Origin of the sequence: Limnohabitans lacus, from assembly GCF_030053395.1 — a bacterium.
Taxonomy (GTDB): domain Bacteria; phylum Pseudomonadota; class Gammaproteobacteria; order Burkholderiales; family Burkholderiaceae_C; genus Limnohabitans_A; species Limnohabitans_A lacus.
This window is the reverse complement of sequence record NZ_JASGBH010000003.1, coordinates 375,140-396,294: the sequence shown is the minus strand read 5'-3', so window position 1 is coordinate 396,294 and position 21,155 is coordinate 375,140. Positions and strand designations below refer to the sequence as shown.

General features: G+C 61.9%; 20 protein-coding genes and 1 pseudogene. 8 read left to right on the top strand and 13 right to left on the bottom strand.

Annotation, left to right across the window (positions count from 1 at the left end):
• Positions 1–116: pseudogene (locus tag QLQ16_RS15805) on the top strand (IS30 family transposase); the annotation flags it as partial.
• A gap of 11 nt (positions 117–127) precedes the next feature.
• Here QLQ16_RS15805 and pncB read toward each other — a convergent pair.
• Genes pncB through QLQ16_RS06485 form a run of 3 tightly spaced genes read right to left on the bottom strand, consistent with a single transcriptional unit; the run spans position 128 to position 3,662 of the window.
• Positions 128–1,312 carry a nicotinate phosphoribosyltransferase gene (pncB, locus tag QLQ16_RS06495; RefSeq protein WP_283223866.1) on the bottom strand — a complete coding sequence of 395 codons (1,185 nt, stop codon included), beginning with the start codon at positions 1,310–1,312 and terminating at the stop codon, positions 128–130.
• Positions 1,313–1,372: 60 nt separating this feature from the next.
• Positions 1,373–2,017, bottom strand: a complete 645-nt coding sequence (locus QLQ16_RS06490) for an ABC transporter ATP-binding protein (RefSeq protein WP_283223865.1) — start codon at positions 2,015–2,017, stop codon at positions 1,373–1,375.
• A 10-nt stretch (positions 2,018–2,027) separates the two neighbouring features.
• The gene (locus QLQ16_RS06485) at positions 2,028–3,662 is read right to left on the bottom strand and encodes an ABC transporter permease (RefSeq protein WP_283223864.1); all 1,635 of its coding nucleotides are present in this window, start codon (positions 3,660–3,662) and stop codon (positions 2,028–2,030) included.
• A 95-nt stretch (positions 3,663–3,757) separates the two neighbouring features.
• Here QLQ16_RS06485 and QLQ16_RS06480 point away from each other — a divergent pair, with 95 nt between their 5' ends.
• A complete protein-coding gene (locus QLQ16_RS06480; RefSeq protein ID WP_283223863.1) occupies positions 3,758–4,846 on the top strand; it encodes an ABC transporter ATP-binding protein in 1,089 nt (362 codons plus the stop codon).
• Between the two features lie 24 nt (positions 4,847–4,870).
• Here QLQ16_RS06480 and QLQ16_RS06475 read toward each other — a convergent pair whose 3' ends face one another.
• The 5 genes from QLQ16_RS06475 to QLQ16_RS06455 are packed head-to-tail and all read right to left on the bottom strand — an operon-like array spanning position 4,871 to position 9,627.
• On the bottom strand, positions 4,871–5,641 hold the full coding sequence (locus QLQ16_RS06475) for an ABC transporter ATP-binding protein (RefSeq protein WP_283223862.1): 771 nt from the start codon (positions 5,639–5,641) through the stop codon (positions 4,871–4,873).
• On the bottom strand, positions 5,638–7,497 hold the full coding sequence (locus QLQ16_RS06470) for an ABC transporter permease (RefSeq protein WP_283223861.1): 1,860 nt from the start codon (positions 7,495–7,497) through the stop codon (positions 5,638–5,640). The genes QLQ16_RS06475 and QLQ16_RS06470 overlap by 4 nt, the downstream gene beginning before the upstream one ends.
• A gap of 29 nt (positions 7,498–7,526) precedes the next feature.
• Positions 7,527–8,264: a nitroreductase gene (locus QLQ16_RS06465; RefSeq protein ID WP_283223860.1), complete on the bottom strand. Its 738-nt coding sequence runs from the start codon at positions 8,262–8,264 to the stop codon at positions 7,527–7,529.
• Positions 8,261–8,701: an acyl-CoA thioesterase gene (locus QLQ16_RS06460; RefSeq protein ID WP_108322830.1), complete on the bottom strand. Its 441-nt coding sequence runs from the start codon at positions 8,699–8,701 to the stop codon at positions 8,261–8,263. The genes QLQ16_RS06465 and QLQ16_RS06460 overlap by 4 nt, the downstream gene beginning before the upstream one ends.
• The gene (locus QLQ16_RS06455; RefSeq protein ID WP_283223859.1) at positions 8,698–9,627 is read right to left on the bottom strand and encodes a histone deacetylase family protein; all 930 of its coding nucleotides are present in this window, start codon (positions 9,625–9,627) and stop codon (positions 8,698–8,700) included. The genes QLQ16_RS06460 and QLQ16_RS06455 overlap by 4 nt, the downstream gene beginning before the upstream one ends.
• Before the next feature lie 181 nt (positions 9,628–9,808).
• On the opposite strand from QLQ16_RS06455, the gene QLQ16_RS06450 reads away from it, so the two are divergent.
• Positions 9,809–10,339 carry a phasin family protein gene (locus QLQ16_RS06450; RefSeq protein ID WP_283223858.1) on the top strand — a complete coding sequence of 177 codons (531 nt, stop codon included), beginning with the start codon at positions 9,809–9,811 and terminating at the stop codon, positions 10,337–10,339.
• A 193-nt stretch (positions 10,340–10,532) separates the two neighbouring features.
• Here the strand turns inward: QLQ16_RS06450 and QLQ16_RS06445 are convergent, their stop codons facing one another.
• Positions 10,533–11,507: a patatin-like phospholipase family protein gene (locus tag QLQ16_RS06445; RefSeq protein ID WP_283223857.1), complete on the bottom strand. Its 975-nt coding sequence runs from the start codon at positions 11,505–11,507 to the stop codon at positions 10,533–10,535.
• 90 nt (positions 11,508–11,597) lie between these two features.
• Here QLQ16_RS06445 and QLQ16_RS06440 point away from each other — a divergent pair, with 90 nt between their 5' ends.
• The 5 genes from QLQ16_RS06440 (at position 11,598) to hemP (ending at position 16,891) form a co-directional block, all read left to right on the top strand.
• Positions 11,598–12,641: an extracellular solute-binding protein gene (locus QLQ16_RS06440; RefSeq protein ID WP_283223856.1), complete on the top strand. Its 1,044-nt coding sequence runs from the start codon at positions 11,598–11,600 to the stop codon at positions 12,639–12,641.
• A 115-nt stretch (positions 12,642–12,756) separates the two neighbouring features.
• On the top strand, positions 12,757–14,922 hold the full coding sequence (locus tag QLQ16_RS06435) for a TonB-dependent receptor (protein WP_283223855.1): 2,166 nt from the start codon (positions 12,757–12,759) through the stop codon (positions 14,920–14,922).
• A gap of 21 nt (positions 14,923–14,943) precedes the next feature.
• Positions 14,944–15,642: a Fe2+-dependent dioxygenase gene (locus QLQ16_RS06430; RefSeq protein ID WP_283223854.1), complete on the top strand. Its 699-nt coding sequence runs from the start codon at positions 14,944–14,946 to the stop codon at positions 15,640–15,642.
• Entirely contained in the window at positions 15,639–16,706 is a 1,068-nt protein-coding gene (locus tag QLQ16_RS06425; protein ID WP_283223853.1) for an alpha-hydroxy acid oxidase, read from the top strand. The genes QLQ16_RS06430 and QLQ16_RS06425 overlap by 4 nt, the downstream gene beginning before the upstream one ends.
• A complete protein-coding gene (gene hemP, locus QLQ16_RS06420) occupies positions 16,703–16,891 on the top strand; it encodes a hemin uptake protein HemP (protein WP_283223852.1) in 189 nt (62 codons plus the stop codon). The genes QLQ16_RS06425 and hemP overlap by 4 nt, the downstream gene beginning before the upstream one ends.
• Before the next feature lie 55 nt (positions 16,892–16,946).
• Here the strand turns inward: hemP and ahpF are convergent, their stop codons facing one another.
• The 4 genes from ahpF to cfa all read right to left on the bottom strand — a co-directional run bounded on the left by ahpF (position 16,947) and on the right by cfa (position 21,119).
• Positions 16,947–18,497: an alkyl hydroperoxide reductase subunit F gene (ahpF, locus tag QLQ16_RS06415; protein ID WP_283223851.1), complete on the bottom strand. Its 1,551-nt coding sequence runs from the start codon at positions 18,495–18,497 to the stop codon at positions 16,947–16,949.
• 225 nt (positions 18,498–18,722) lie between these two features.
• On the bottom strand, positions 18,723–19,286 hold the full coding sequence (ahpC, locus tag QLQ16_RS06410) for an alkyl hydroperoxide reductase subunit C (protein ID WP_283223850.1): 564 nt from the start codon (positions 19,284–19,286) through the stop codon (positions 18,723–18,725).
• A gap of 135 nt (positions 19,287–19,421) precedes the next feature.
• Positions 19,422–19,805, bottom strand: coding sequence for a DUF423 domain-containing protein (locus tag QLQ16_RS06405; RefSeq protein WP_283223849.1), 384 nt, complete (start codon positions 19,803–19,805; stop codon positions 19,422–19,424).
• A gap of 57 nt (positions 19,806–19,862) precedes the next feature.
• A complete protein-coding gene (cfa, locus tag QLQ16_RS06400) occupies positions 19,863–21,119 on the bottom strand; it encodes a cyclopropane fatty acyl phospholipid synthase (RefSeq protein WP_283223848.1) in 1,257 nt (418 codons plus the stop codon).
• Positions 21,120–21,155 lie beyond the last annotated feature (36 nt).

Genomic DNA, 21,155 nt, shown 5'->3' with positions numbered 1-21,155 from the left:
AGGAGTTGACTATGATCGAAAACAGATTGAATCACCGGCCCAGAAAGCGGCTGGGATTCAAGACACCACACGAGGTGTTTCACGCCTCGTTAAACCGTGTTGCAGTTCGTCCTTGAATCCGCCCCATTCAGGCGTTGGGGGTAATTTCAAAAACCTGGCGCAAATAAGCCAAATACTTTTCGTCATCGCACATGCCTTTGCCGGGCGTGTCCGAGAGTTTGGCCACGGGTTGGCCGTTGCATCGGGTCATTTTGATGACGATTTGCAGCGGTTCGTAGCCGAGGTCGTTGGTCAGGTTGGTGCCCACACCAAAGGCCAACTGGCAGCGACCTTGAAATTGTTGGAACAATTCAATGGTGCGCGGAATGGTCAGGCTGTCACTGAAGATCAGGGTCTTGGTCTTGGGGTCCACCCGGTTGTGCTGGTAGTGCGCAATCATGCGTTCGCCCCAGCTGAACGGGTCGCCGCTGTCATGGCGCGCCCCGTCGAACAACTTGCAAAAGTACAAGTCGAAGTCACGTAAGAAGGCGTTAAAGCCATAGACATCGGACAGCGCGATGCCCAAGTCACCCCGGTACTCTTTGGCCCAGGACTCGAAAGCAAAAATCTGGCTGTCGCGCAGACGCGGGCCCAAAGCTTGTGCGGCTTGCAGGTACTCGTGCGCCATGGTACCCAGCGGGGTCAGGCCCAAGAGGTAGGCGTAATAGACATTGCTGGTGCCGGCAAACTGACCTTGGGGGCCTGTTCCCAAACGGGCCGACAACACGCGCAGCACTTCCTCGTGCCAGGCCCTTGAAAAACGTCGACGCGTGCCGTAATCGGCGATCTTCAATGTCTCCAGTCCTGCGCCCTGCAACTGTGCAATCTTCTGGTCCACGCGGCGACGGCCTTCCATCAGGTCGGGCACCTTCTGGGTGTTGCGGAAGTACACCTCGTTGACGATGGCCAACACCGGAATTTCAAACAGGATGGTGTGCAGCCAAGGGCCCTGGATGGTGATGTCGATTTCGCCACTGGGCAGGGCCGTCACCTGGATGTATTTCTCGTTGAGCTTGAACAAACCCAAGAAGTCAACAAAGTCGCTCTTGATGAAGCGCAGCGAGCGCAGGTACTGCAGCTCGGACTCCTTGAAGTTCAAGCTGCACAGCGAGCGGATTTCTTGGCGGATTTCGTTGACAAAAGGGGCCAGCGCGACGCCGGGGTTGCGGCACTTGAATTTGTATTCGACCTGCGCGCCCGGAAACTGGTGCAGCACGACCTGCATCATGGTGAATTTGTACAGGTCGGTGTCAAGCAGACTGGTGATGATCATGATTTGTCTCTGGCGGCTGGGGCCGCTCGGGGTTTGAGGCAGTGTAAGTGATGGGCGGGATCAAGCCTGCGGGACAAGCCGCCCACTGACCAGCACCAGAACACGGTCTGCCCGATCGGCGAGGATGTTGTTTTGCTCGGCCACCAACAAAGTGACGCCTTCTCGGGCCAATTGCAGCAGCGCATCGCGCATGGCCGCCACCAGCACCGGGGCGATGCCCTCGCAAGGCTCGTCCAGCAGCAGCAATCGGGGGCCGGTCATCAAGGTACGGGCCAGGGCCAGCATTTGTTGCTCGCCACCGCTCATTTGGCTGGCGGGGCGTTGCAGCATGGGCTGAAGTTGCGGGAACAATTGCATCACACGGGCGTAGCGCTCGGCCGGTGTCCCTTGCCCTTCGGCCAAGGCAGCGATCCACAAATTGTCATGCACCGACAGGCCGGTGAACAACCTGCGGTCTTCGGCCACAAAGCCCAGGCCAGCTTGGGCGCGGCGGTGCGCAGGCCAGGCCTGAATGGCTTGTCCGTCCCAAGTGATGTCGCCTTGAACCTGCGGCCCGATGCCGATCAAGGCTTGCAGCAGCGTGGACTTGCCCGCTCCGTTGAGGCCTTGCAGCACCACGAGTTCGCCCTCGCCCACCTGCAGACTCACATCGAACAGCGCCTGCGCGGGGCCATACCAAGCGTTCAGATGGGCAACGGCAAGCACAACATGCCCTTCACGACTGGGGCTGACGCAAGGTGCGACTGAGCAAAATGACGGGGATCAGGCCCACCAACACCAGCGCCAAAGAAGGCAAGGCGGCTTCACCCAAGCGTTCATCACGGGCCAATTGGTAGGCCACCACGGCCAAGGTGTCGCTGTTGAAGGGCCTGAGCACCATGGTCGCGGGCAGCTCTTTCATGACATCGACAAACACGAGCAGCATGGCCGCCACCGTGGTGCGTTGCAGCAGCGGTGCGTGCACGCGCCGCAGCAGCCCCCAACCGGTCACTCCCAAGGTGCGGGCGGTGTCGTCCAGGCTGACCGGTATGCGGGCATAACCGCTTTGCACCGACTGCAGGGCCACCGCACAAAAGCGCACCAGATAGGCCCACACCAGCCCCAGGGCCGTGGCGGTGATCCAGGCACCTGCTTGAGAAGCCGGCCAGGTCTGTTGAATCCAACCCACGGGCAGCAGCAAGCCCACCACCACCACCGCACCGGGGATGGCATAGCCCAGCCCCACCAGTTGGGTGGCGCTGCGGCTCAGGGCGTCGGCACGGGTGCGCACACTGAAGGCCAAAGCCAGGGCCACGCCCACGGCCAGCAGCGCAGTGAACGCCCCCAGACGCAAACTGGTCCAGGCCCATTGACCAAAGCGTGACCAGGGCAACTCGACAGCTTCGGCCCACATGGCGTGGCACAAAATCAACACGGGCAGGACAAAACCCAGCAGCACGGGCAATGCGCACAGCACCCAAGCCAGCACACGCGCGCTTCCCATCAGCTTGACGGCTTGCGCCTCGGAAGCGCCCTGGCGAGAGCCACGCGCCTGGTTGAAACGCATGCGCTTTTGGGCCCGCTGCTCCAGCTGGAGCAGCGCCACCACCACGACCAGCAGCAAGGTCGCCAGCTGGGCAGCCGCGATGCGGTTGTCCATGGCCAGCCAAGCTTTGTAAATGCCCGCCGTGAAGGTCTGGATGCCGAAGTAACTGGACACGCCAAAGTCGGCCAGGGTTTCCATGAGGGCCAAGGCCACCCCTGCAGCCACCGCAGGACGCGCCAGCGGCAAAGCGATCGCGCGGATGCGCCTGGGCAGGGGCGCACCCAGCAGGCGGGCCGCCTCCATCAAGCCACCGGCCCGCTCCACCAAGGCGGTTCGGGCCAACAAATACACATAGGGGTAAAGCGACAAGGTGAACACCAGCGCCGCGCCCCACACGCTGCGCACATCGGGCCATAGCCGCCCTTGCAGACCCAACAGATCTCGCAAGCTCACTTGCAAGGGGCCGCTGAATTGCAAAAAGTCGGTGTAGGCATAGGCCACCACATAAGCGGGCATGGCCAGTGGCAAAAGCAGCAGCCATTCAAAGGTGCTGCGCCCCGGAAAATCAAACAAAGTGACCAAGGCGGCGGTGCACAGGCCCAGCACCGTCACGCCCACAGCGACCATCAGGCACAAGCCCAGCGACGTCAGCGCATAGTCGGCCAGCACGGTGCGCGCCATCTCTTGCAGGATCTCGGCACTGGCCCCGCCCCACTGCCACCAAGAGCCGAGCACGGCCAAAACCGGCAGCGCCAAAATCAGGGCCAGCACGGCAAAGAGCAAAGAGGGGATACCCGGCAAACCACGGGTCAAAGTGCGAAACATACTGCAAGCTATTGTAGAAGCCACGCCCTGTGCTGCTGGGGCTACTCGCCAACAACCGCCTCGGCTGTGGGCCCAACTTGCCTACAATCCAAACCATGTTTCTCTCACTGAACCACCTCGACATCCAATACCCAGGCCGCAATGCGCCCACCGTGCAAGGCATCCAGCTGGGGTTGAGCAAGGGTCAAATTGGGGTGCTGATTGGGCCTTCGGGCTGTGGCAAGACCACCTTGCTGCGCGCCGTGGCGGGGCTGGAGCCGGTGTCGGGCGGCCAGGTGGTGCTGTCAGGCCGGGTGGTCAGCGAGCCGGGGCACACCGAGCCTGCAGAGCAGCGCCGCATCGGCATGGTGTTTCAAGATTACGCGCTGTTTCCCCATCTGGACGTGGCCCGCAATGTCGGCTTTGGCCTGAACCACTTGCCCCGCGCCGAACGCCAGCGACGCGTGAGCGAGGTGCTGGACCTCGTCGGTCTGAAGGGCAGCGAAAAAAGCTTTCCCCATGAGCTGTCGGGCGGGCAACAACAGCGGGTGGCCTTGGCCCGTGCGTTGGCCCCTCAACCTGATTTGCTCTTGTTGGACGAACCCTTTTCCAACCTCGATGTGGACTTGCGCGAACGGCTGGCCCACGAGGTGCGCAACATCCTCAAAGCGGCCAACGCGACCGCGCTGCTGGTCACGCACGACCAGCTCGAAGCCTTTGCCATCGGCGATGTGATCGGGGTGATGCACCAGGGTCAGCTTCAGCAGTGGGACGACGCCTACAGCCTTTACCACCGACCCAGCACCCGCTTTGTGGCCGAGTTCATCGGCCACGGCGTGTTTGCCCCGGCCACCCTGCAAGAAGTCGGCACCCACGTGGTAGTACACACCCCCGTGGGCGATTTGAGCGATGTGGCCGAATGCGCCCTGCCCAACGCCTTTGAAGGCGGCCAGTGCGATGTGCTGCTGCGGGCCGATGACATCGTGCACGACGACGACGCGCCGGTGAAGGCGGAAATCATCCGCAAAGCATTCAGAGGCTCAGAGTTTCTCTACACCCTGCGCTTGGCCACGGGCCAATTGCTGATGGCCCATGTGCCCAGCCACCACGACCACAAGCTGGGCGAGTGGATCGGCATCCGCGCCGAAGTGGACCATGTGGTGACCTTCCAACGCGCCAGCGTTGAGGCGACCCCAAGACCCTGAGCGGCCAGCGGAGGCCGCAAGGTCTCAGGCCTTGTAGGTCTGGATGTCGAATTCCCGTCCCAGATACAGCTCACGCACTTGGGGGTCTTGCGCCACGGCTTCGGGGCTGCCATCGGCCACCAGGCGGCCTTGCATGAGCACCAACACCCGGTCGGCCACGCCAAAAACAGCGTCCATATTGTGTTCGGTGTAGAGCACGGTGGCGCCCGAATCGGCCACTTGGCGCACCAGCGCCATCATGACCGAACGCTCTTCGGGCGCCAGGCCGGCGGCGGGCTCGTCCAGCAATAGCAAGCGCGGAGCGTCCTGCATGTCGGGCCATCCGGCGAGCGCCATGGCCAGCTCCAAGCGTTTTTTGGCACCATAGGGCAAGTCGGCCACCAGGGCGTGACGAAGTGCTTGCAAGTCCATGGATTCGAGCAACGCTTGGGCCGCCTGTGGGCCGCGTTGATCGAGCCGGTCCCACCACGACAGCTGCCCCGCGCAGCGCACCAACTGCAGGTTTTGCAGCACCGTCAGGGCCTCAAACGTTTGCGCCACCTGGAAGGTGCGGGCCACGCCCCTTTGCAGCCGGGCTGCGGGAGGCAAATCCAACAAAGCATGCCCCGCCCAAGTGACTTGGCCGCTTTGCGGCTGTTGTTGCCCCGCCAGGCAGGCAAAGCAGGTTGACTTGCCCGCGCCGTTGGGGCCGATCAAGGCCACACACTCGCCTGCCGCCAGCTCAAAGCTGACGCCATCCAAGGCGCGTACCCCGCCAAAGTGGCGCTTGAGATCCTGCACTTGCAAAGCACTCATGCGGACCTCCTGCGCCAAAATTGGGCTGCTTGCTGCAAACCACCGGCCAGGCCACTGGGGGCCAAGACCATGACCAGCATGATCACCACGCCGAGCACACCGCGCCAATACGTCAGCCCTTGGCCAAGTTCCGCACCGCCCCACACCAACATCGCACTGCCCAGCACCGCGCCCCACAACTGGTGCACGCCGCCCAACAAAATCACCAACAAAGCATCCACCGACGTGGCCACCGAAGCCACCGAGGGGAACACCGCCCCTTTGACTGCAGCCCACAAGCCGCCGGCCAGGCCCGCGAGCGCCGCACTCCAGACAAACACCTGGTAACGCAAAACCGCCACAGGCAGTCCACTGGCGGCCGCCCGCAAGGGGGCATCGCGCAAAGCCTGCAAGGCACTGCCCCGGCTGGACCGGCTGGCCCTGGCCAGCAAGGCCACGGCGACCAGCAACAAGATCGCCAAGGCCAAGCCGAACCAAGGCCTGGCTTCATCCGAGATCAAACGCAAGCCGATCAGGCCGTTGTCGCCCCCCGTGAGCGAGACCCATTGGGTCACGCCCGCCCACACCATCTGCGCCAGCGCCAAGGACAGCATGGCCAAATACACCCCCGACAGGCGCACCACCAACACGCCAAACACGGCTGCAGCCAACAAGGCCACCAGCACCCCGCTGGCCAGCGCCAGCAGCAGGCCCCAACCCCAGCTCAGGTGGGTCAAGGCCGCAGCGTAAGCGCCCAGCGCAAAAAATGCGGCATGGCCAAAGCTGACCAAGCCCCCCAAAGCCATCATCCACTGCAAGCTCAAGCCAAAGAGCGCCATGACCATCACATCCTCGGCCAAGCTTCGGGCGTAGTCGCCCTGCCCGAGTGCCCAGCAAGCGCCCGCCAACAGCAGCGCCCACAGGGCCACACCCAGGCGGCCGCCGGGCGCGTGCGAGAACACCGTCACCGCCTCGCGTTGGTTGGCCTGCACCTGCGCGCCTGCCAGCCCTTGCGGGCGCAGCACCAGCACCACGGCCATGGTCAAAAACACCAGCACCAAGGTGGCCTGCGGCACAAAGCTCACCCCCAGGGCGTGGATCACACCGATCAGCACCGCCGCCGCAAACGCGCCGCCCACGCTGCCCAAACCGCCAGTGACCACCACCACAAAGGTCTCCACCACCACGCTCAAGTCCATTTGCAAGTTGGCCGGCTCGCGCGGCAGTTGCAAGGCACCCGCCAAGCCGGCCAAAGCGCAAGCGAGCATGACCACGCCCAGCATCAAGGGCGCCGGGCTCACGCCCAAGGCGTCGAGCATGTCGCGGTCTTGGGTGGCCGCTTTCACCCGCTGGCCCCACAAGGTGCGCTTGAGCAAGAGGTGAAGCCCCAGCCAGACCAGCGGCCCCAAGAGCAAAGTGAACAGCTGCCAGGTCGGGAAATACGCCTCGCCGATTTCAACCGCCCCCTTGAGGCCGGGAAAACGCGGGGCAAAGACTTCTTCAGGGCCAAAAAACCATTGCATCGCATCGTGCAAGGCCAGGCTCAGCCCAAAGGTGGCCACCAATTGGTAAAGCTCGGGCACCCGCCGCATGCGCCGCAGCAGCAAGACCTCGGCCACCGCCCCCACCAGCGCTGCCACCCAAGCACCCAGCAGCATGGCCCCGGCATAGCCCAGCGCCGAATCACCCAGCTGAGGCCACCAATGGGTGACCGCATGGGCCGACACCAGCGCCCCCAGCATGAAGAAACTGCCATGCGCGAAATTGACGATGCGGGTGACGCCAAAGATCAGCGTCAGCCCCGAGGCCATGAGGAAAAGCGTGGTGGCGTGGCTCAGCCCATTGAGCAGTTGAAGCGCCAAACTGTCCAGACCCAAACCAGCCCCTTTGTTCTCAGACGGTCAACCTATGCCACCCAGTGGGTGAAGTCTTGCGCCTTGACACGAGTGGTCTGGAAGGTGTTGACCAGGGCCGCCTCGTCGGCATAGCCCAGCGCCATGCCGCAGACCACCATCTCGTTTTCACCCGCGCCCACATGGGGCAAGATGATTTTGCTGAAGTTGTTCCAAGCCGCTTGCGGGCAGGTGTGCAGGCCCCGTGCACGGGCGGCCAGCATGACCGACTGCAAGAACATGCCGTAGTCGAGCAAGCTGCCCCGGCCCATCACTTTGTCGATGGTGAAGACCAGACCCACCGGCGCGTCAAAGAATCGGAAATTCTGTTGGTGCTGCGCATGCATGCGGTCTTTGTCGCCCTTGCCGATGCCCAGCACGCCATACAAACCAAAGCCGCACTCACGGCGGCGGTCGATGTAGGGGCTGACCCATTTCTCGGGGTAGTAGTCGTACACCTCGGCGTATTCGGCAGCCAAAGCCGGGTTGGCGCTGATAGCGTCGTGCGCTGCGCAGGTCTTGGCCACCAGTTCATCGCGCTTGGCACCCTGCAAGACATACACCTTCCAAGGCTGGGTGTTGGTGCCGCTGGGCGCGCGGGAGGCCACTTGCAAAACTTCCTCGAGCACGCTGCGCTCCACCGCTTGGGGCAAAAAGGCACGGGCCGAAAAACGGCTCAGGATGGCGGTGTCCACGCTGGCCGCATCGCTCACGCGGGCGCTGACTTGTTGGTCAATGTGGGGAATGCTCATGTCAAGGTCTCCAGATAGGCTTTCAATGCGGGGGGCAAAGGCACGGGACGGCGGGTTTCGCGGTCCACGTACACGTGTACAAAATGGCCTTTGGCCGCACACAGGGGCTCGTCCTGGGCGAACAAGCCCACTTCGTAGCGCACGCTCGAGGTGCCCAACTTGGCCACGCGGATGCCGGCATCGATGGTTTGCGGAAAGGCCAGCGGGGCAAAGTAGTTGCACTGGGTCTCGATGACCAGGCCAATGGTGCTGCCGCCGTGGATGTCGAGCACGCCTTTTTCAATCAGGGTCGCGTTCACCGCGGTGTCGAACCAGCTGTAGTACACGACGTTGTTGACATGACCGTAAACGTCGTTGTCCATCCAGCGGGTGGTGATGGCGCGAAACGCTTTGTAGGCATCGCGGCTTTCGGGCTGAGGTTTGGCAGGCGTGTTCATCGCCTGAGATTGTGCCAGCGTTGCCAGTAGCCCAAGGCCACTTGCCAGGTCTGCATTTGCACCTGCACCGTGGTCTCGATGTCGTGGCCATAACCGCCGCCCATGCACATGACCACCGGCAAGCGCCGCTGCCAGGCCCAGTCCATGACCACACGGTCTCGCGCCTGCATGCCGTCTGCGCTGAGTTTCAAGCGCCCCAGCCGGTCGCCCTCGTGCGGGTCGGCCCCCGCCAGGTAAATCACCAGCTGCGGGTCAAACCGGTCTTCAAGCGTTTGCAAGGCTTGGTGCAAGGCCTCCAAATAAGGGGCATCGGTGCAGCCGTCGGGCAGACCCACGTCCAGATCACTGGGCTCCTTGCGGAAAGGGAAATTCTTTTCGCCGTGCAGGGACAAGGTGAAGACGGTGGGGTCGTTGGCAAAAATCGCGGCAGTTCCGTTGCCCTGGTGCACATCCAGATCGATCACCGCCACATTCATCTTCTGGCGCTCAAGCCGCCAGGCCTCGGTCTGCATCAAGCGGGCCGTGACGGCGATGTCGTTGAACACACAAAAACCGCCCCCCTTGTCGGCAGAGGCGTGGTGGGTGCCCCCGGCCAGATTGCCCGCCACGCCCTGCGCCAGGGCATCTCGGGCTGCGGCCACGCTGGCGCCCACCGAACGGCGGGCCCGCTCGGCCATGGCGGGGCTCCACGGAAAACCAATCTCGCGCTGAACGGCGGGGTCGAGGCTGCCCGTGGCCACGCCCTGGATGTAGTCCGGGGTGTGCACCAGCGCCAGCTCGCCTTCGCTGGCGGCGGGGGCCTCGCGCATCACCACGCCGGGCAGCTCTTGCGTGAGCCGGTCGCGCAGACGGCTGTACTTGCGCATCGGAAAGCGGTGGCCTTCGGGCAAAGGCAAGACAAAGTGATCGGCGTAATAAGCGTGCATGGCGTTCCAAGGACAGCGCCCGATTCTAGAAAACGCTCTCTAAACTGCATGAAAGACGGTCTGTACCCCTTGCAAACCCCGGGACAAACCCTAAAATTCAAACCATGCTGCACTGCAACAAAGTTGTACGGCCCCGGCCAGTTTCGGCGCAGTCCCTTTGAAACTTTTATTGGAGATTCTCATGATGACCGCTGAACAAATCGTCGCCTCGCACAAAGCCAATGTGGAAACCCTGTTTGGTTTGACCGCCAAAGCCTTCGAAGGCGTGGAAAAACTGGTCGAGCTGAACCTGACCGCTGCCAAGGCTGCGTTGGACGAGTCCGCCAACAACACCCAAGCCGCTCTGAGCGTCAAAGACGCCCAAGAGTTGCTGGCCATGCAAGCCAACCTGTTCCAGCCTTTGGCTGAAAAGACCGCCGCTTACAGCCGTCACCTGTATGACATCGCTTCCGGCACCGGTGGCGAATTCACCAAAGCTTTCGAAGCCCAAGCGGCCGCTGCTCAAAAGCAGTTCGCCACTTTGGTGGACAGCGCCGCACAGAACGCCCCAGCCGGCTCCGAGCAAGCTGTGGCCATGATGAAGGGTGCCGTGACCGCTGCCAACACCGCTTTCGAATCCGTTCAAAAAGCCGTCAAGCAAGCCACAGACCTGGCTGAATCCAATTTGGCAGCTGTTTCAGCTGCCGCTCCGAAAGCTGGCAAGAAGAAGTGATTTTTCACAGGCGGCAGGTTTTGCAAGGACTTGTCGCTTGATTTGCAAGTTGTCTCCTCGGATCCTTTTGAATTTCATCTGGGAAACAGGGATCCCTTCAAGGGCTGATCGCAAGATCAGCCCTTTTTTTATGCCTTGGCAAGAGTCGCCTTCGCGGTACGAACCTTGACGGGCTGATCGCTCTGCCCGCTCATCAATACCCGACTTCAAAGGCCGCCAAACGCTCCTTGAGTTTGGGCAACTGCGCCAGCATGGCGACCCGGCCCGCCTCGATGGACCGGCGACGGGCGCTGAAATCGGCGCTTTTGACCCCAGACAGCGCCGGACGGATGACCACATCGGCCTCTTTGAGCGCCAAGGTGTTGATGCTCTTGCCCATGATGGTGAAGGTCTGCATCAGAATCTGAAAGGTGTCGTCCGCTGGATTACCCTCTGGGTCACTGGAGATGTCCACCGCGATCACAAAGTTGGCACCCATCTCGCGGGTCTGGTGCACCGGCACCGGGGCAACCAAACCACCGTCGACGTATTCACGCCCCCCGATGCGCACCGGCTGAAACACCGCCGGCACCGCGCTCGAAGCCCTTACGGCCGAGCCGGTGTTGCCCCTGCGGAAGGTGATGGCTTCGCCGCTGCGCAAATCGGTGGCCACAATGCCCAGCGGGATTTTCATCTGCTCCAGGCTGCGGCCGCCCACCTGGTGGTTGACGTACTTGGCCAGGGCTTCACCCCGCAAAGCGCCCCGGTTGAGCAAAGGCACCATCCAATCGGTGATCTCGGCTTCTTCCATGGTCTCCGCCGCTTTGCGCAGCTCGGGCACAGTTTTGCCACTGGCATACAGCGCCGCCACCAAGCTGCCGGCTGAAGTGCCCACCACATGGCTGGGCCGCAAACCGGCTTCTTCCAAGACCTGGATCACGCCCACATGGGCGAACCCCCTGGCGGCCCCACCACCCAGCGCTAACCCCAAATGCACGGGCTTGCGTGGGGGTGCAGGCTGCACCACCACAGACGGACTGCCCACAGGTGCGCTGATGACGGGCTGACTGGTCGGCACATCCGGGCTGACGGCCACCGGGCTCACGCTGGCGCACCCACTCAAAACCAAGGCGCTCACCAACGCGCCGAGCATGCCCAAACGGCATGTCCAGGCTTTGTTCTTCTTCATGACTTCCCCAAATTCCAAAAAGTTATTGATAATGATTCGCATTTGAGATAAAATTCTCTCACTGAAATTAAAAAAATTGAGAGCATCACCATGCGCCTCCTGACTTCCGCCATCGCCGTGTCTTGCCTGATCGCCTCATCTTTGGCGTTTGCGCAGGACAGAGTGGTCAACATCTATTCCGCCCGCCACTACCCGACCGATGAAGCGCTGTACAGCGACTTCACCAAAGCCACCGGCATCAAGATCAACCGCGTCGATGCCGACGATGCGGGTATTCTCGCTCGCCTGAAAGCCGAAGGCTCGGCCTCCCCTGCGGACGTGATTTTGCTCGTGGACGCCGCCAGACTTTGGCGAGCCGAGGTCGATGGCCTTTTCCTGCCCATCAAATCCAAGCCCCTGGAAGACGCCATTCCCGCCAACTTGCGCGCCAAAGCGGCGGACAACGGGGGCAACGCTTGGTTTGGGCTGTCCACCCGCGCTCGCGTGGTGGTCTATGACAAGCTCAAGTTCAGCAAGGCCGATGTGGACAGCTACGAAAAGCTCGCCGACGCCAAATTCAAGGGCAGTTTGTGCATCCGTTCAGGCTCTCACCCCTACAACCTGAGCCTGTTTGGCGCCATGACCGAGCACCTGGGCCCAGCCAAAACCGAAGCCTGGCTCAAAGGCTTGGTGGACAACATGGCCCGCAGCCCCAAAGGCGGTGACACCGACCAGATCAAGGCTGTGGCCGCAGGCGAGTGCGGTGTGGCGGTGACCAACACCTACTACCTGGCGCGCATGATGCGCTCGGCCAACCCGGCCGACAAAGCCGTGACCGAAAAAATCGGCGTGGTCTTTCCCAACCAAAGCAGCTGGGGCACCCATGTGAACGTGGCCGGTGGCGCTGTGGCCCGTTATGCCAAGAACAGCGACAACGCCATCAAGTTCCTCGAATACCTGGCCAGCCCCAGCGCCCAAAACCACTTTGCCAATGGCAACAACGAGTGGCCGGTGGCCAAGGGCGTGAGCTTTGACAACCCGGCCCTCAAAGCCATGACCGGCGGCAGCTTCAAAAGCGAGCTGATCCCGATCAGCGCCGTCGGCATGAACCAGGTCAAGGTCCAGCAGATGCTCGACCGCGTCGGCTTCAAGTAAACCCCTCATTTTTCAGCAGCCAGCCATTCACCCCGGACCTGCCGGGGGTGATAGCCAGCCATCGCCTTTTTCCTCGAAAACCTCGGTTTTCGACCGCCTTGGATTGGACATCACCATGCACACCACCTCTGCCAAAAACACCTTTTTGCCTCTGGCCGCACTCATGCTGGCGGGCGCCGTCAGCCCCACCGCGCAAGCCCAATCCGAACGGGAGATGGGCACGGTGGTCATCAAGGACACCCGCATCGAAGACGCCAAAAGCGTGCTGCGCGTGCGTGACACCGAAATCGGCAAAGGCCGCCAAGCGCTGCGCGACATTCCACAAACCATCACGGTGATGACCGAGCGGCTGATGAACGACCGCAACCTGGACGACTTCCGCGAAGTGCTCAAAACCACCGCGGGTGTGACCTTTCAGGCGGGCGAGACCGGCGAAGAAGATGTGCGCCTGCGCGGCTTCTCGCTGGGTCAGGCCGGCGACATTTATGTGGATGGCCTTCGCGACGCACCACTGATCGAGCGCGACACCTTCAATCAGGACCGCGTCGAAGTGCTCAAGGGCTCGGCCTCCATGCTGTTTGGCAAGGGCTCCACCGGCGGCGTGGTCAACCAGGTCAACAAAGCCCCCCAACTGATCGAGCAGCACGAGATGAACCTGACCGTGGGCAGCGGCAACCAGAAGCGTTTGACGGGTGATTTCAACTGGGTCACCGGTGAAGATGCGGCTTTTCGCCTGAACGCCATGACGCACCAAGCCGACAACTGGGGCGCCAAGGTGGACAAGAAAGGCATTGCGCCGACTTTCCGCTGGGGCATTGGCCACCGCGATGAATTCAGCGTGGGTCTGTACCACCTGGAAACCAACGGTCGCCCGCTCTACAACCACCCTTGGTTCATCCAGAGTGGCGTCATCGTGCCCACCTTGCCCGCCCGGAACTACTACGGGCTGGCCAGCGACTCCCTGCGCACCGAAAGCACCTACGGCACTTTCAGCCATGTGCACCGCTTGGGCGCCGACAGCCAGATCAAGACCCAGCTGCGTCATGGCCACTACGAACGCGACCTGTGGGCCAGCGCCATCGCGTTTGTCACGCCGATCAGCAGCTTGTCGGACATCACGGCCAGCACCGCGCTCAAGCGCACACCCAAGGGCCGTGTGGGCGTGAGCGATTTGACCCAGTTGCAAAGCGACTACTCGGGCAAGCTGCAAGCTTGGGGCCACACGCATCAACTGATCTCCGGCGTGGACGCTTACCGCGAAGACGCCCAGCGCAACCAAAGCTTTGCCGGTACCGCATCGGGCTTGACCACCACCGTGGGCACGCCCAACGACGGTGCCTGGCGTGCCGACACGCGGGGCAGCGCCTCCATGAACACCTTCAAGGCCCAGGGCTTGGGGGTCTATGCGCAAGACACGGTTGAGCTGGTGCCGCACATCAAATGGGTGGCGGGTTTGCGCTTTGACCATTTCCAGGGCGACTACCGCGACCCCAGCGGGAACCGCTTTGCCATGAGCGAAAACCTCTGGAGCCCGCGCACCGGCTTGATCTTCCAGCCGAACGATCTGAGCAGCTACTACGTCAGCACGGGCACCTCGTACAACACTTCGGGCGACACCTACCAGTTTGCCCTGGGCAGCTTTGCAGAGGGCGGGGCCAATGCCAAACTGGCCAACACCCCGCCCGAGAAAAGCCGCAACCTCGAGTTGGGCGGCAAGTGGGAAATTTTCAACAAAAAAGCCTCGCTGGGCGTGGCCCTGTTCCACTCCGAAAAATACAACGAACGCAACACCGACCCCGACGCCGCAGCGGCGCAAATGCTCTTGTCGGGCAAGCGCCACGCCAGCGGCATGGAGTTCAATCTGGCCGGACGCATCTCGCCGAAATGGGAAATTTTCTACAACCACACCTGGATCCCAAGCGCCCGCATTGACGAGAGCAACATCACCAGCGGAAACGCCCAGCGCCTGGGCGATCGCCCCGCCCTCACCCCCAAGCAAAGCGCCAGCCTGTGGACCAGCTACCTGCTGAGCAGCCAATGGCGCATTGCAGGTGGCCTGAACCACCGAGGCGCGCAATCGCCCGAAGGCAACCGCAACGTGGTGGCCGCCGCCTTCACCACGGTGGATGCCATGGCCGAATACAGCTTCAGCGAGTCCACCACGCTCAAGCTGAACCTGAGCAACCTGAGCAACAAGCGCTACGCCGACACCCTGTACCGCGGCTTTTACGGGCCAGGCGCGCCACGCACGGTGCAGCTGTCGCTGAAAACACTTTTCTAAACCCTGTTCTGAGGCCCCCTCATGCTGCTGCACTTGCCCCACATCTTGAGCTCGCAAGAGCTGGCCACGGCCCGCCAGCAGCTGGGCGATGACGCCCCCTGGACAGACGGCCGCAGCAGCGCGGGCCCGCAAGCCTTGAGCCAGAAAAACAACCAGCAATTGCGCCAGGACAGCGATGCGTCCCACAGGCTGCAAGCCATGGTCCTGCAGGCCTTGCAGCGCGAACCGATGTTTTTGTCGGCTGCACTGCCCAAGCGGATTTTCAATCCCCTCTTCAACCGCTACGGCGGGCAGACCAAGCACTATGGCTCGCACATCGACGGCGCCGTGCTGCGCAGCGCCAACACGGGCGAATGGGTGCGCAGCGACTTGTCGTGCACCCTGTTCTTGTCTGAGCCCAGCGACTACGAGGGCGGCGAACTGGTGATCGAAGACGCCATGAACAACGCGGCGGCGGCGCAGCGCCTCAAATTCGCCGCCGGCGATCTGGTGCTCTACCCCAGCACGCATGTGCACCAGGTGGAGCCGGTCACGCAGGGCGTGCGATTGGCCAGTTTTTTTTGGATCGAAAGCATGGTGCGCAGTGGCGAGCAGCGGCGCATCTTGTTTGATCTGGACATGAACCTGCTCAAGCTGCGCCAGCAACTGGGCGAAACCGAGGAAACCACCGCGCTGACGGGGGTCTACCACAACCTGCTCAGGCAATGGGCCAGCACATGAAGCGCATCGCCAACCTGCAGGACCACGAAGACGCCGCACGGGCCGTGCTGGACGATGGCGCTTGGGCCTACTTCTCTGGCGGGGCGGCCGATGAAATCACGCTGCGTCGCAACCCCAAGGCTTGGCAGCAATGGTCGCTCGCGCCGCGTGTCTTGCAAAACCTGCGGGGTGGGCACACCCATTGCCAACTGCTGGGTCAAACCTGGCCCTTTCCCTTGTTGGTGGCCCCCATGGCCTTGCAATGCTGGGCGCACCCCGATGGCGAAGCGGCCATGGCTTTGGCCGCCGCCAGCCAGCAATGCGGGATGGTGCTCAGCCACCAAACCAGCACCGACTTGCACACCGTCGCGCAGCTGGCCTTGAAAGACCCCGAGCGTGGCCCACTGTGGTTTCAACTCTACGCACACGGCGACCGGGGCGCACTTCTGGACCTGATCCAACAAGTGGAAACTGCGGGCTATGAGGCTCTGGTCCTGACCGTGGATGCGCCGGTCAGCGGCGCGCGTGACCGCGAGCGCCGCCATGCGCATTCACGTCCAGCCCACATCCGAGCGGTGCACGCGCAAGCTGCGGCGTCGGGTGCAGGCTTGTGCCAAGGCCTGGCCGACAGTGCCCCCACTTGGGACGATGTGGCCTGGCTGCAAAGCCACACGCGGCTGCCCATCTTGCTCAAGGGCGTGACCCACCCGCTGGACGCAAAGCAAGCCGCCAGCCTGGGGCTGGGCGGACTGATCGTGAGCAACCATGGCGGGCGCATGCTCGACACCATGCCCGCCACCGCAGATCTCTTGCCCCGCGTGGCCGATGAAGTGCAAGGCCAGATGGCACTGTTGGTCGATGGCGGCATCCGGCGCGGCACCGACATCTTCAAAGCGCTGGCTTTGGGCGCGGATGCGGTGCTGGTCGGTCGCCCTTGCATTTACGGCCTGGCCCATGCCGGGGCGCAAGGCGTGGCCCATGTGCTGCGCCTGCTGCGCGATGAGTTTGAAATTGCCTTGGCTTTGTCGGGCTGCGCCACCTCACAAGCCATCACTCGGCAACACCTGTGGGCCAGCACGCCATGAAACAGCCCGCCAATTCACCGCAGCCCCACTTGGCGGCACCAAAAATCAGCGGCAGTCGACCAGACGTTCCCGTTTACAACAGCCAAAACTTGTTTGCCGCTGGCTCTGTGATCTACATCGACCACCAAGGTGAGAGATACCGCCTGCAACTGACCCGCCAAGGCAAGTTGATCTTGACCAAGTGACAAGCAAAAAAGCCGAACTGCAAGCAGTTCGGCTTTGCCTTTTCGGCCTGAACGATCAGGAGCGGATCAAGTGGTCAAAGGCGCTCAATGCCGCCTTGGCGCCCTCGCCCGCAGCGATCACGATCTGTTTGTACGGCACCGTGGTGCAGTCGCCCGCCGCGAACACGCCCGGCAAATTGGTGTGACCCTTGGCGTCCACCACGATCTCGCCGAATTTGGACAGCTCGACCGTGCCCTTCAAGAACTCGGTGTTGGGCACCAAGCCGATTTGCACGAACACACCGGCCAATTCGACATGGTGCTCGGTGCCGGTCGCGCGGTCACGATAGCGAATGCCATTGACCTTGCTGCCGTCGCCGGTGATCTCGGTGGTCTGGGCGTTGGTGTGCACCGTCACATTGGGCAGGCTGTTGAGCTTGTTCACCAATACGGCGTCGGCTTTCAATTGCTCAGCAAACTCGATCACGGTGACGTGTTCGACGATACCGGCCAGGTCAATCGCCGCTTCGATGCCGGAGTTGCCGCCGCCAATCACCGCTGTGCGCTTGCCCTTGAACAGCGGGCCGTCGCAATGCGGGCAGTAAGCCACGCCCTTGTTTTTGTACTCGGCTTCGCCGGGCACATTCACATTGCGCCAGCGGGCACCGGTCGACAAAATGACCGTTTTGGCCTTGAGGGTCGCGCCGTTTTCCATCTGAATGTGCACCAAACCGTCAGCCCCAGCCGGGGTCAGTTTGTCGGCGCGTTGCAAATTCATGATGTCCACGCCATAGTGGCGCACCTGCGCTTCCAGAGCCGCAGAAAACTTGGGGCCGTCGGTCTCGAGCACCGAGATGTAGTTTTCAATCGCCATGGTGTCGTTGGTCTGACCACCGAAGCGCTCAGCCGCCACACCCACGCGGATGCCTTTGCGGGCCGCGTACACGGCAGCCGCAGCACCTGCAGGGCCACCGCCCACGATCAGCACTTCATAGGGGTCTTTAGCGTCCAACTTGGCCGCTTCGCGGGTGGCCGCGCCCGTGTCGAGCTTGGCCACGATTTCTTCCACGCTCATGCGGCCGGAGCCGAACACCTGACCGTTCAAGAACACCATGGGCACGGCCATGATCTGGCGCTCTTCCACTTCCTTCTGGAAGGCGCCGCCTTCGATCACGACGGTTTTGACCTTGGGGTTGAAAATGGCCATGAGCGACAAGGCCTGCACCACGTCGGGGCAGTTGTGGCAGCTCAGGGACATGTAGACCTCGAAGCTGAAGTCGCCGTCCAAGCCTTTGATCGCGTCAATGACTTCGGGCTCGACCTTGGGTGGGTGGCCACCGGTCCACAGCAACGCCAACACCAACGAGGTGAACTCGTGGCCCAGGGGCAAGCCTGCGAAGCGCACGCCTTGGGTTTCACCCTCGCGGGCCACCACAAAAGACGGTTTGCGAGCGTCATTGCCGGAAGTGTCGAGTGTGACCTTGTCCGACAGGCCCACGATGGTTTCCAACAAACTCTTCATGTCGGTGCCGGTTTCGCTGTCGTCCAGCGAGGCGATCAGTTGGATCGGCTGGCGCAGCAAGCCAAGGTATTGTTGCAATTGGGTTTTGAGGGTGTCGTCGAGCATGGTTTTCTCCTGTTTCAGGCTGCACACATCCAGGGCCTCGCTTGTGGCAGGGCCTCAGAAAAAAGGGTTTGGGGGGAATCGTTGAGGACAACGCACACCAAGCTTGTGGCCTTGTTGCGCTGTGCTCAACGCCCTGCGTGGCAGGGGTTGTAGGAGCTTGCCCTGCAAGCGATCAAGGGGCAATCGCCAGCGGGGCTGGCTCCTACAAAGAGGCTGCTGGCAGGATCAGATCTTGCCGACCAGGTCGATGGAAGGAGCCAAAGTCTTGGCGCCCTCTTTCCACTTGGCGGGGCACACTTGGCCGGGGTTGGCGGCGGTGTACTGGGCAGCGGTCAGCTTGCGCAGGGTTTCGGACACGTCACGTGCGATTTCGTTGGAATGGATTTCCAGAGTCTTGATGGTCAACTCGGGGTTGATGATGAAGGTGCCGCGCAGTGCCAGGCCTTCTTCTTCGATGTGCACGCCAAAAGCGCGTGTCAGGGCGTGTGTAGGGTCACCGACCAATGGGAACTTGGCTTTGCCCACAGCAGGCGAAGTCTCATGCCACACTTTGTGCGAGAAGTGGGTGTCGGTGGTGATGATGTACACCTCGGCACCGGCTTTCTGGAATGCAGCGTAGTTGTCAGCTGCGTCTTCGATTTCTGTAGGGCAGTTGAAGGTAAAAGCAGCGGGCATGAAAATCAGCACGTTCCACTTGCCTTTGAGGCTTTGCTCGGTCACTTCGATGAACTTGCCGTTGTGGAAGGCTTGGGTTTTGAAGGGCTGAACTTGCGTGTTGATCAGGGACATGGTGTTTCCTTAGGTTGGTTGAAAAAAACTATCGAATGAGAAAACTCATTGGGTTGAATCATAAGTCGAATCAGCCGCCTCCCGCGAGACAACGCCATTGGAAGTTTCAATGACGGTCATAGCCACAGAACTTTCTCAACGAGGCCAAACTGACGAACGCAAGGCGGCGATGGCCATCAAAAGCCAAGCCAATATCCAAGCGCTGCCGCCCCAGGGCACGGCAAAGCGCAAGGCATCAAAGCCCCATACGCTGCGGGCATAGATGTTGAAACTGAACATCACCGTCCCGGCCAGCATCAGTCCACCTGAGGCGAGCAACCAACGTGAGGGACCGCGCCAGCCCAGCGCCAAGCCCACCACCACCAAACCCAGCGCGTGAAACTGCTGCAGCTGCAGCGCCGACTGCACCATGGCCGGAATGCCACCCGCAAAGACTGGCAAATGGGCGAAAGCGGCGCTCAAAGCCACGCTCAAACCGGCACTGACGGCCCCGGCAAACACAAAAATTCTGGCGGACATGCGGCAAAGCTCCTAAGCATTGAACTGCCGCATTCTCGCCCAGGCACGCAAGGCCCCTCACACCAAAGGCCGTCGGTATCCGCCCGACTGACCACGCGGCGACAGGACCACTTGCCACAACTGGTTGTCCCGCGCCCTGAACGTGCCTGCACAGCACAGCAGGTAATAGCGCCACATGCGGTAAAACCGCTCGCCGTACGTGGCCGCCAACTGGGGCCACGCTGCTTCAAACCGCTCGTGCCAAGCCATCAAGGTCTTGTCGTAATCGGCTCCCAGGTTGTGCCAGTCTTCCAGCACAAAATCACGCTCGCTGACCTCTGTGATGTCCGATGCCGCCGGCAATGCGCCATTGGGAAAGATGTAGCGCTCGATCCAGGGGTCAATCGCATCGCCGGATCGGTTTTTGCCAATGGTGTGGAGCATCAACAAACCGTCACTGCGCAAGCTGCGGTGGACCAGGTCAAAAAAACTGCGGTAATTTTTAGGGCCCACGTGCTCGAACATGCCCACCGAGGCCACTCGGTCAAATTGCTGTGCGCCCTGCAGATTGAACTTTCGGTAGTCGCTCAACTCAAAGCGCACTGGCAAGTTGCCAGCCTTTTCCGCGCCCCAGCGGGCTTGCTCTTTGGAGACCGTCAGGCCCAAGCACCGCACCCCGTAATGCTGGGCAGCAAACAGCATCAGACTGCCCCAGCCGCAGCCAATGTCGAGCAAGGACATGTCTGGGCGCAGCTGCAGCTTTTGGCAAATCAAATCGAGTTTTGCTTCCTGCGCGGCCTCCAGCGTCCTGGCCGTCGCCCAGTATCCGCAGCTGTAGGCCATGGACGGGTCCAGCATCGCCTCGTAGAGGTCATTGCCCAAGTCGTAAAGAACTTCGGCCACGTGCCAGGCGCGGTGTTCGGACTGCAAGTTCGTCAAACGCGCCTTCAAAGACGCCCAGATCCAGCCCGCCCGCCCCACCTGCTGGTCCAGCCGCGCCGCCAAAACGCGTGCGATGAACTCGTCCACCGCCCCGCAGTCCCACCAGCCGTCCAGGTAACTCTCACCCAGTCCCAAGCTGCCTTGCGTCAGGATGCGGTCAAAAGTGGCCGGGTGGTGCACCTGAATGTCCCAAGACCGGTTGCCGCCCACCGCGATCCCGGCGGTGGCCAGCAGCTGGGTGGCTCGGCGCCAGTTCTCGTCGTCGTGCGCCAAGCGCTGCTCACCCCACACCAAGCTGCTGTCCATGATGGTCTCCTGTCGTGTTGTGCCAAAGCCCATGCTGGCCCTGAGCCAGCCTTCCCACAATCCACCCTTGGATGTAGCGCGGCTCATGGAAAACCGTTAATCGATGAGCGCCCATCTGTCCGT

Coding starts and splice junctions, on each gene's coding strand:
- ahpC (WP_283223850.1), bottom strand. CDS start 19,286: ATGTCCCTGATCAACACGCAAGTTCAGCCCTTCAAAACCCAAGCCTTC.
- pncB (WP_283223866.1), bottom strand. CDS start 1,312: ATGATCATCACCAGTCTGCTTGACACCGACCTGTACAAATTCACCATG.
- QLQ16_RS06460 (WP_108322830.1), bottom strand. CDS start 8,701: ATGAACACGCCTGCCAAACCTCAGCCCGAAAGCCGCGATGCCTACAAA.
- QLQ16_RS06480 (WP_283223863.1), top strand. CDS start 3,758: ATGTTTCTCTCACTGAACCACCTCGACATCCAATACCCAGGCCGCAAT.
- ahpF (WP_283223851.1), bottom strand. CDS start 18,497: ATGCTCGACGACACCCTCAAAACCCAATTGCAACAATACCTTGGCTTG.
- QLQ16_RS06455 (WP_283223859.1), bottom strand. CDS start 9,627: ATGCACGCTTATTACGCCGATCACTTTGTCTTGCCTTTGCCCGAAGGC.
- QLQ16_RS06450 (WP_283223858.1), top strand. CDS start 9,809: ATGATGACCGCTGAACAAATCGTCGCCTCGCACAAAGCCAATGTGGAA.
- QLQ16_RS06405 (WP_283223849.1), bottom strand. CDS start 19,805: ATGTCCGCCAGAATTTTTGTGTTTGCCGGGGCCGTCAGTGCCGGTTTG.
- QLQ16_RS06425 (WP_283223853.1), top strand. CDS start 15,639: ATGAAGCGCATCGCCAACCTGCAGGACCACGAAGACGCCGCACGGGCC.
- QLQ16_RS06465 (WP_283223860.1), bottom strand. CDS start 8,264: ATGAGCATTCCCCACATTGACCAACAAGTCAGCGCCCGCGTGAGCGAT.
- QLQ16_RS06475 (WP_283223862.1), bottom strand. CDS start 5,641: ATGAGTGCTTTGCAAGTGCAGGATCTCAAGCGCCACTTTGGCGGGGTA.
- cfa (WP_283223848.1), bottom strand. CDS start 21,119: ATGAGCCGCGCTACATCCAAGGGTGGATTGTGGGAAGGCTGGCTCAGG.
- QLQ16_RS06430 (WP_283223854.1), top strand. CDS start 14,944: ATGCTGCTGCACTTGCCCCACATCTTGAGCTCGCAAGAGCTGGCCACG.
- QLQ16_RS06440 (WP_283223856.1), top strand. CDS start 11,598: ATGCGCCTCCTGACTTCCGCCATCGCCGTGTCTTGCCTGATCGCCTCA.
- hemP (WP_283223852.1), top strand. CDS start 16,703: ATGAAACAGCCCGCCAATTCACCGCAGCCCCACTTGGCGGCACCAAAA.
- QLQ16_RS06485 (WP_283223864.1), bottom strand. CDS start 3,662: ATGTTTCGCACTTTGACCCGTGGTTTGCCGGGTATCCCCTCTTTGCTC.
- QLQ16_RS06435 (WP_283223855.1), top strand. CDS start 12,757: ATGCACACCACCTCTGCCAAAAACACCTTTTTGCCTCTGGCCGCACTC.
- QLQ16_RS06445 (WP_283223857.1), bottom strand. CDS start 11,507: ATGAAGAAGAACAAAGCCTGGACATGCCGTTTGGGCATGCTCGGCGCG.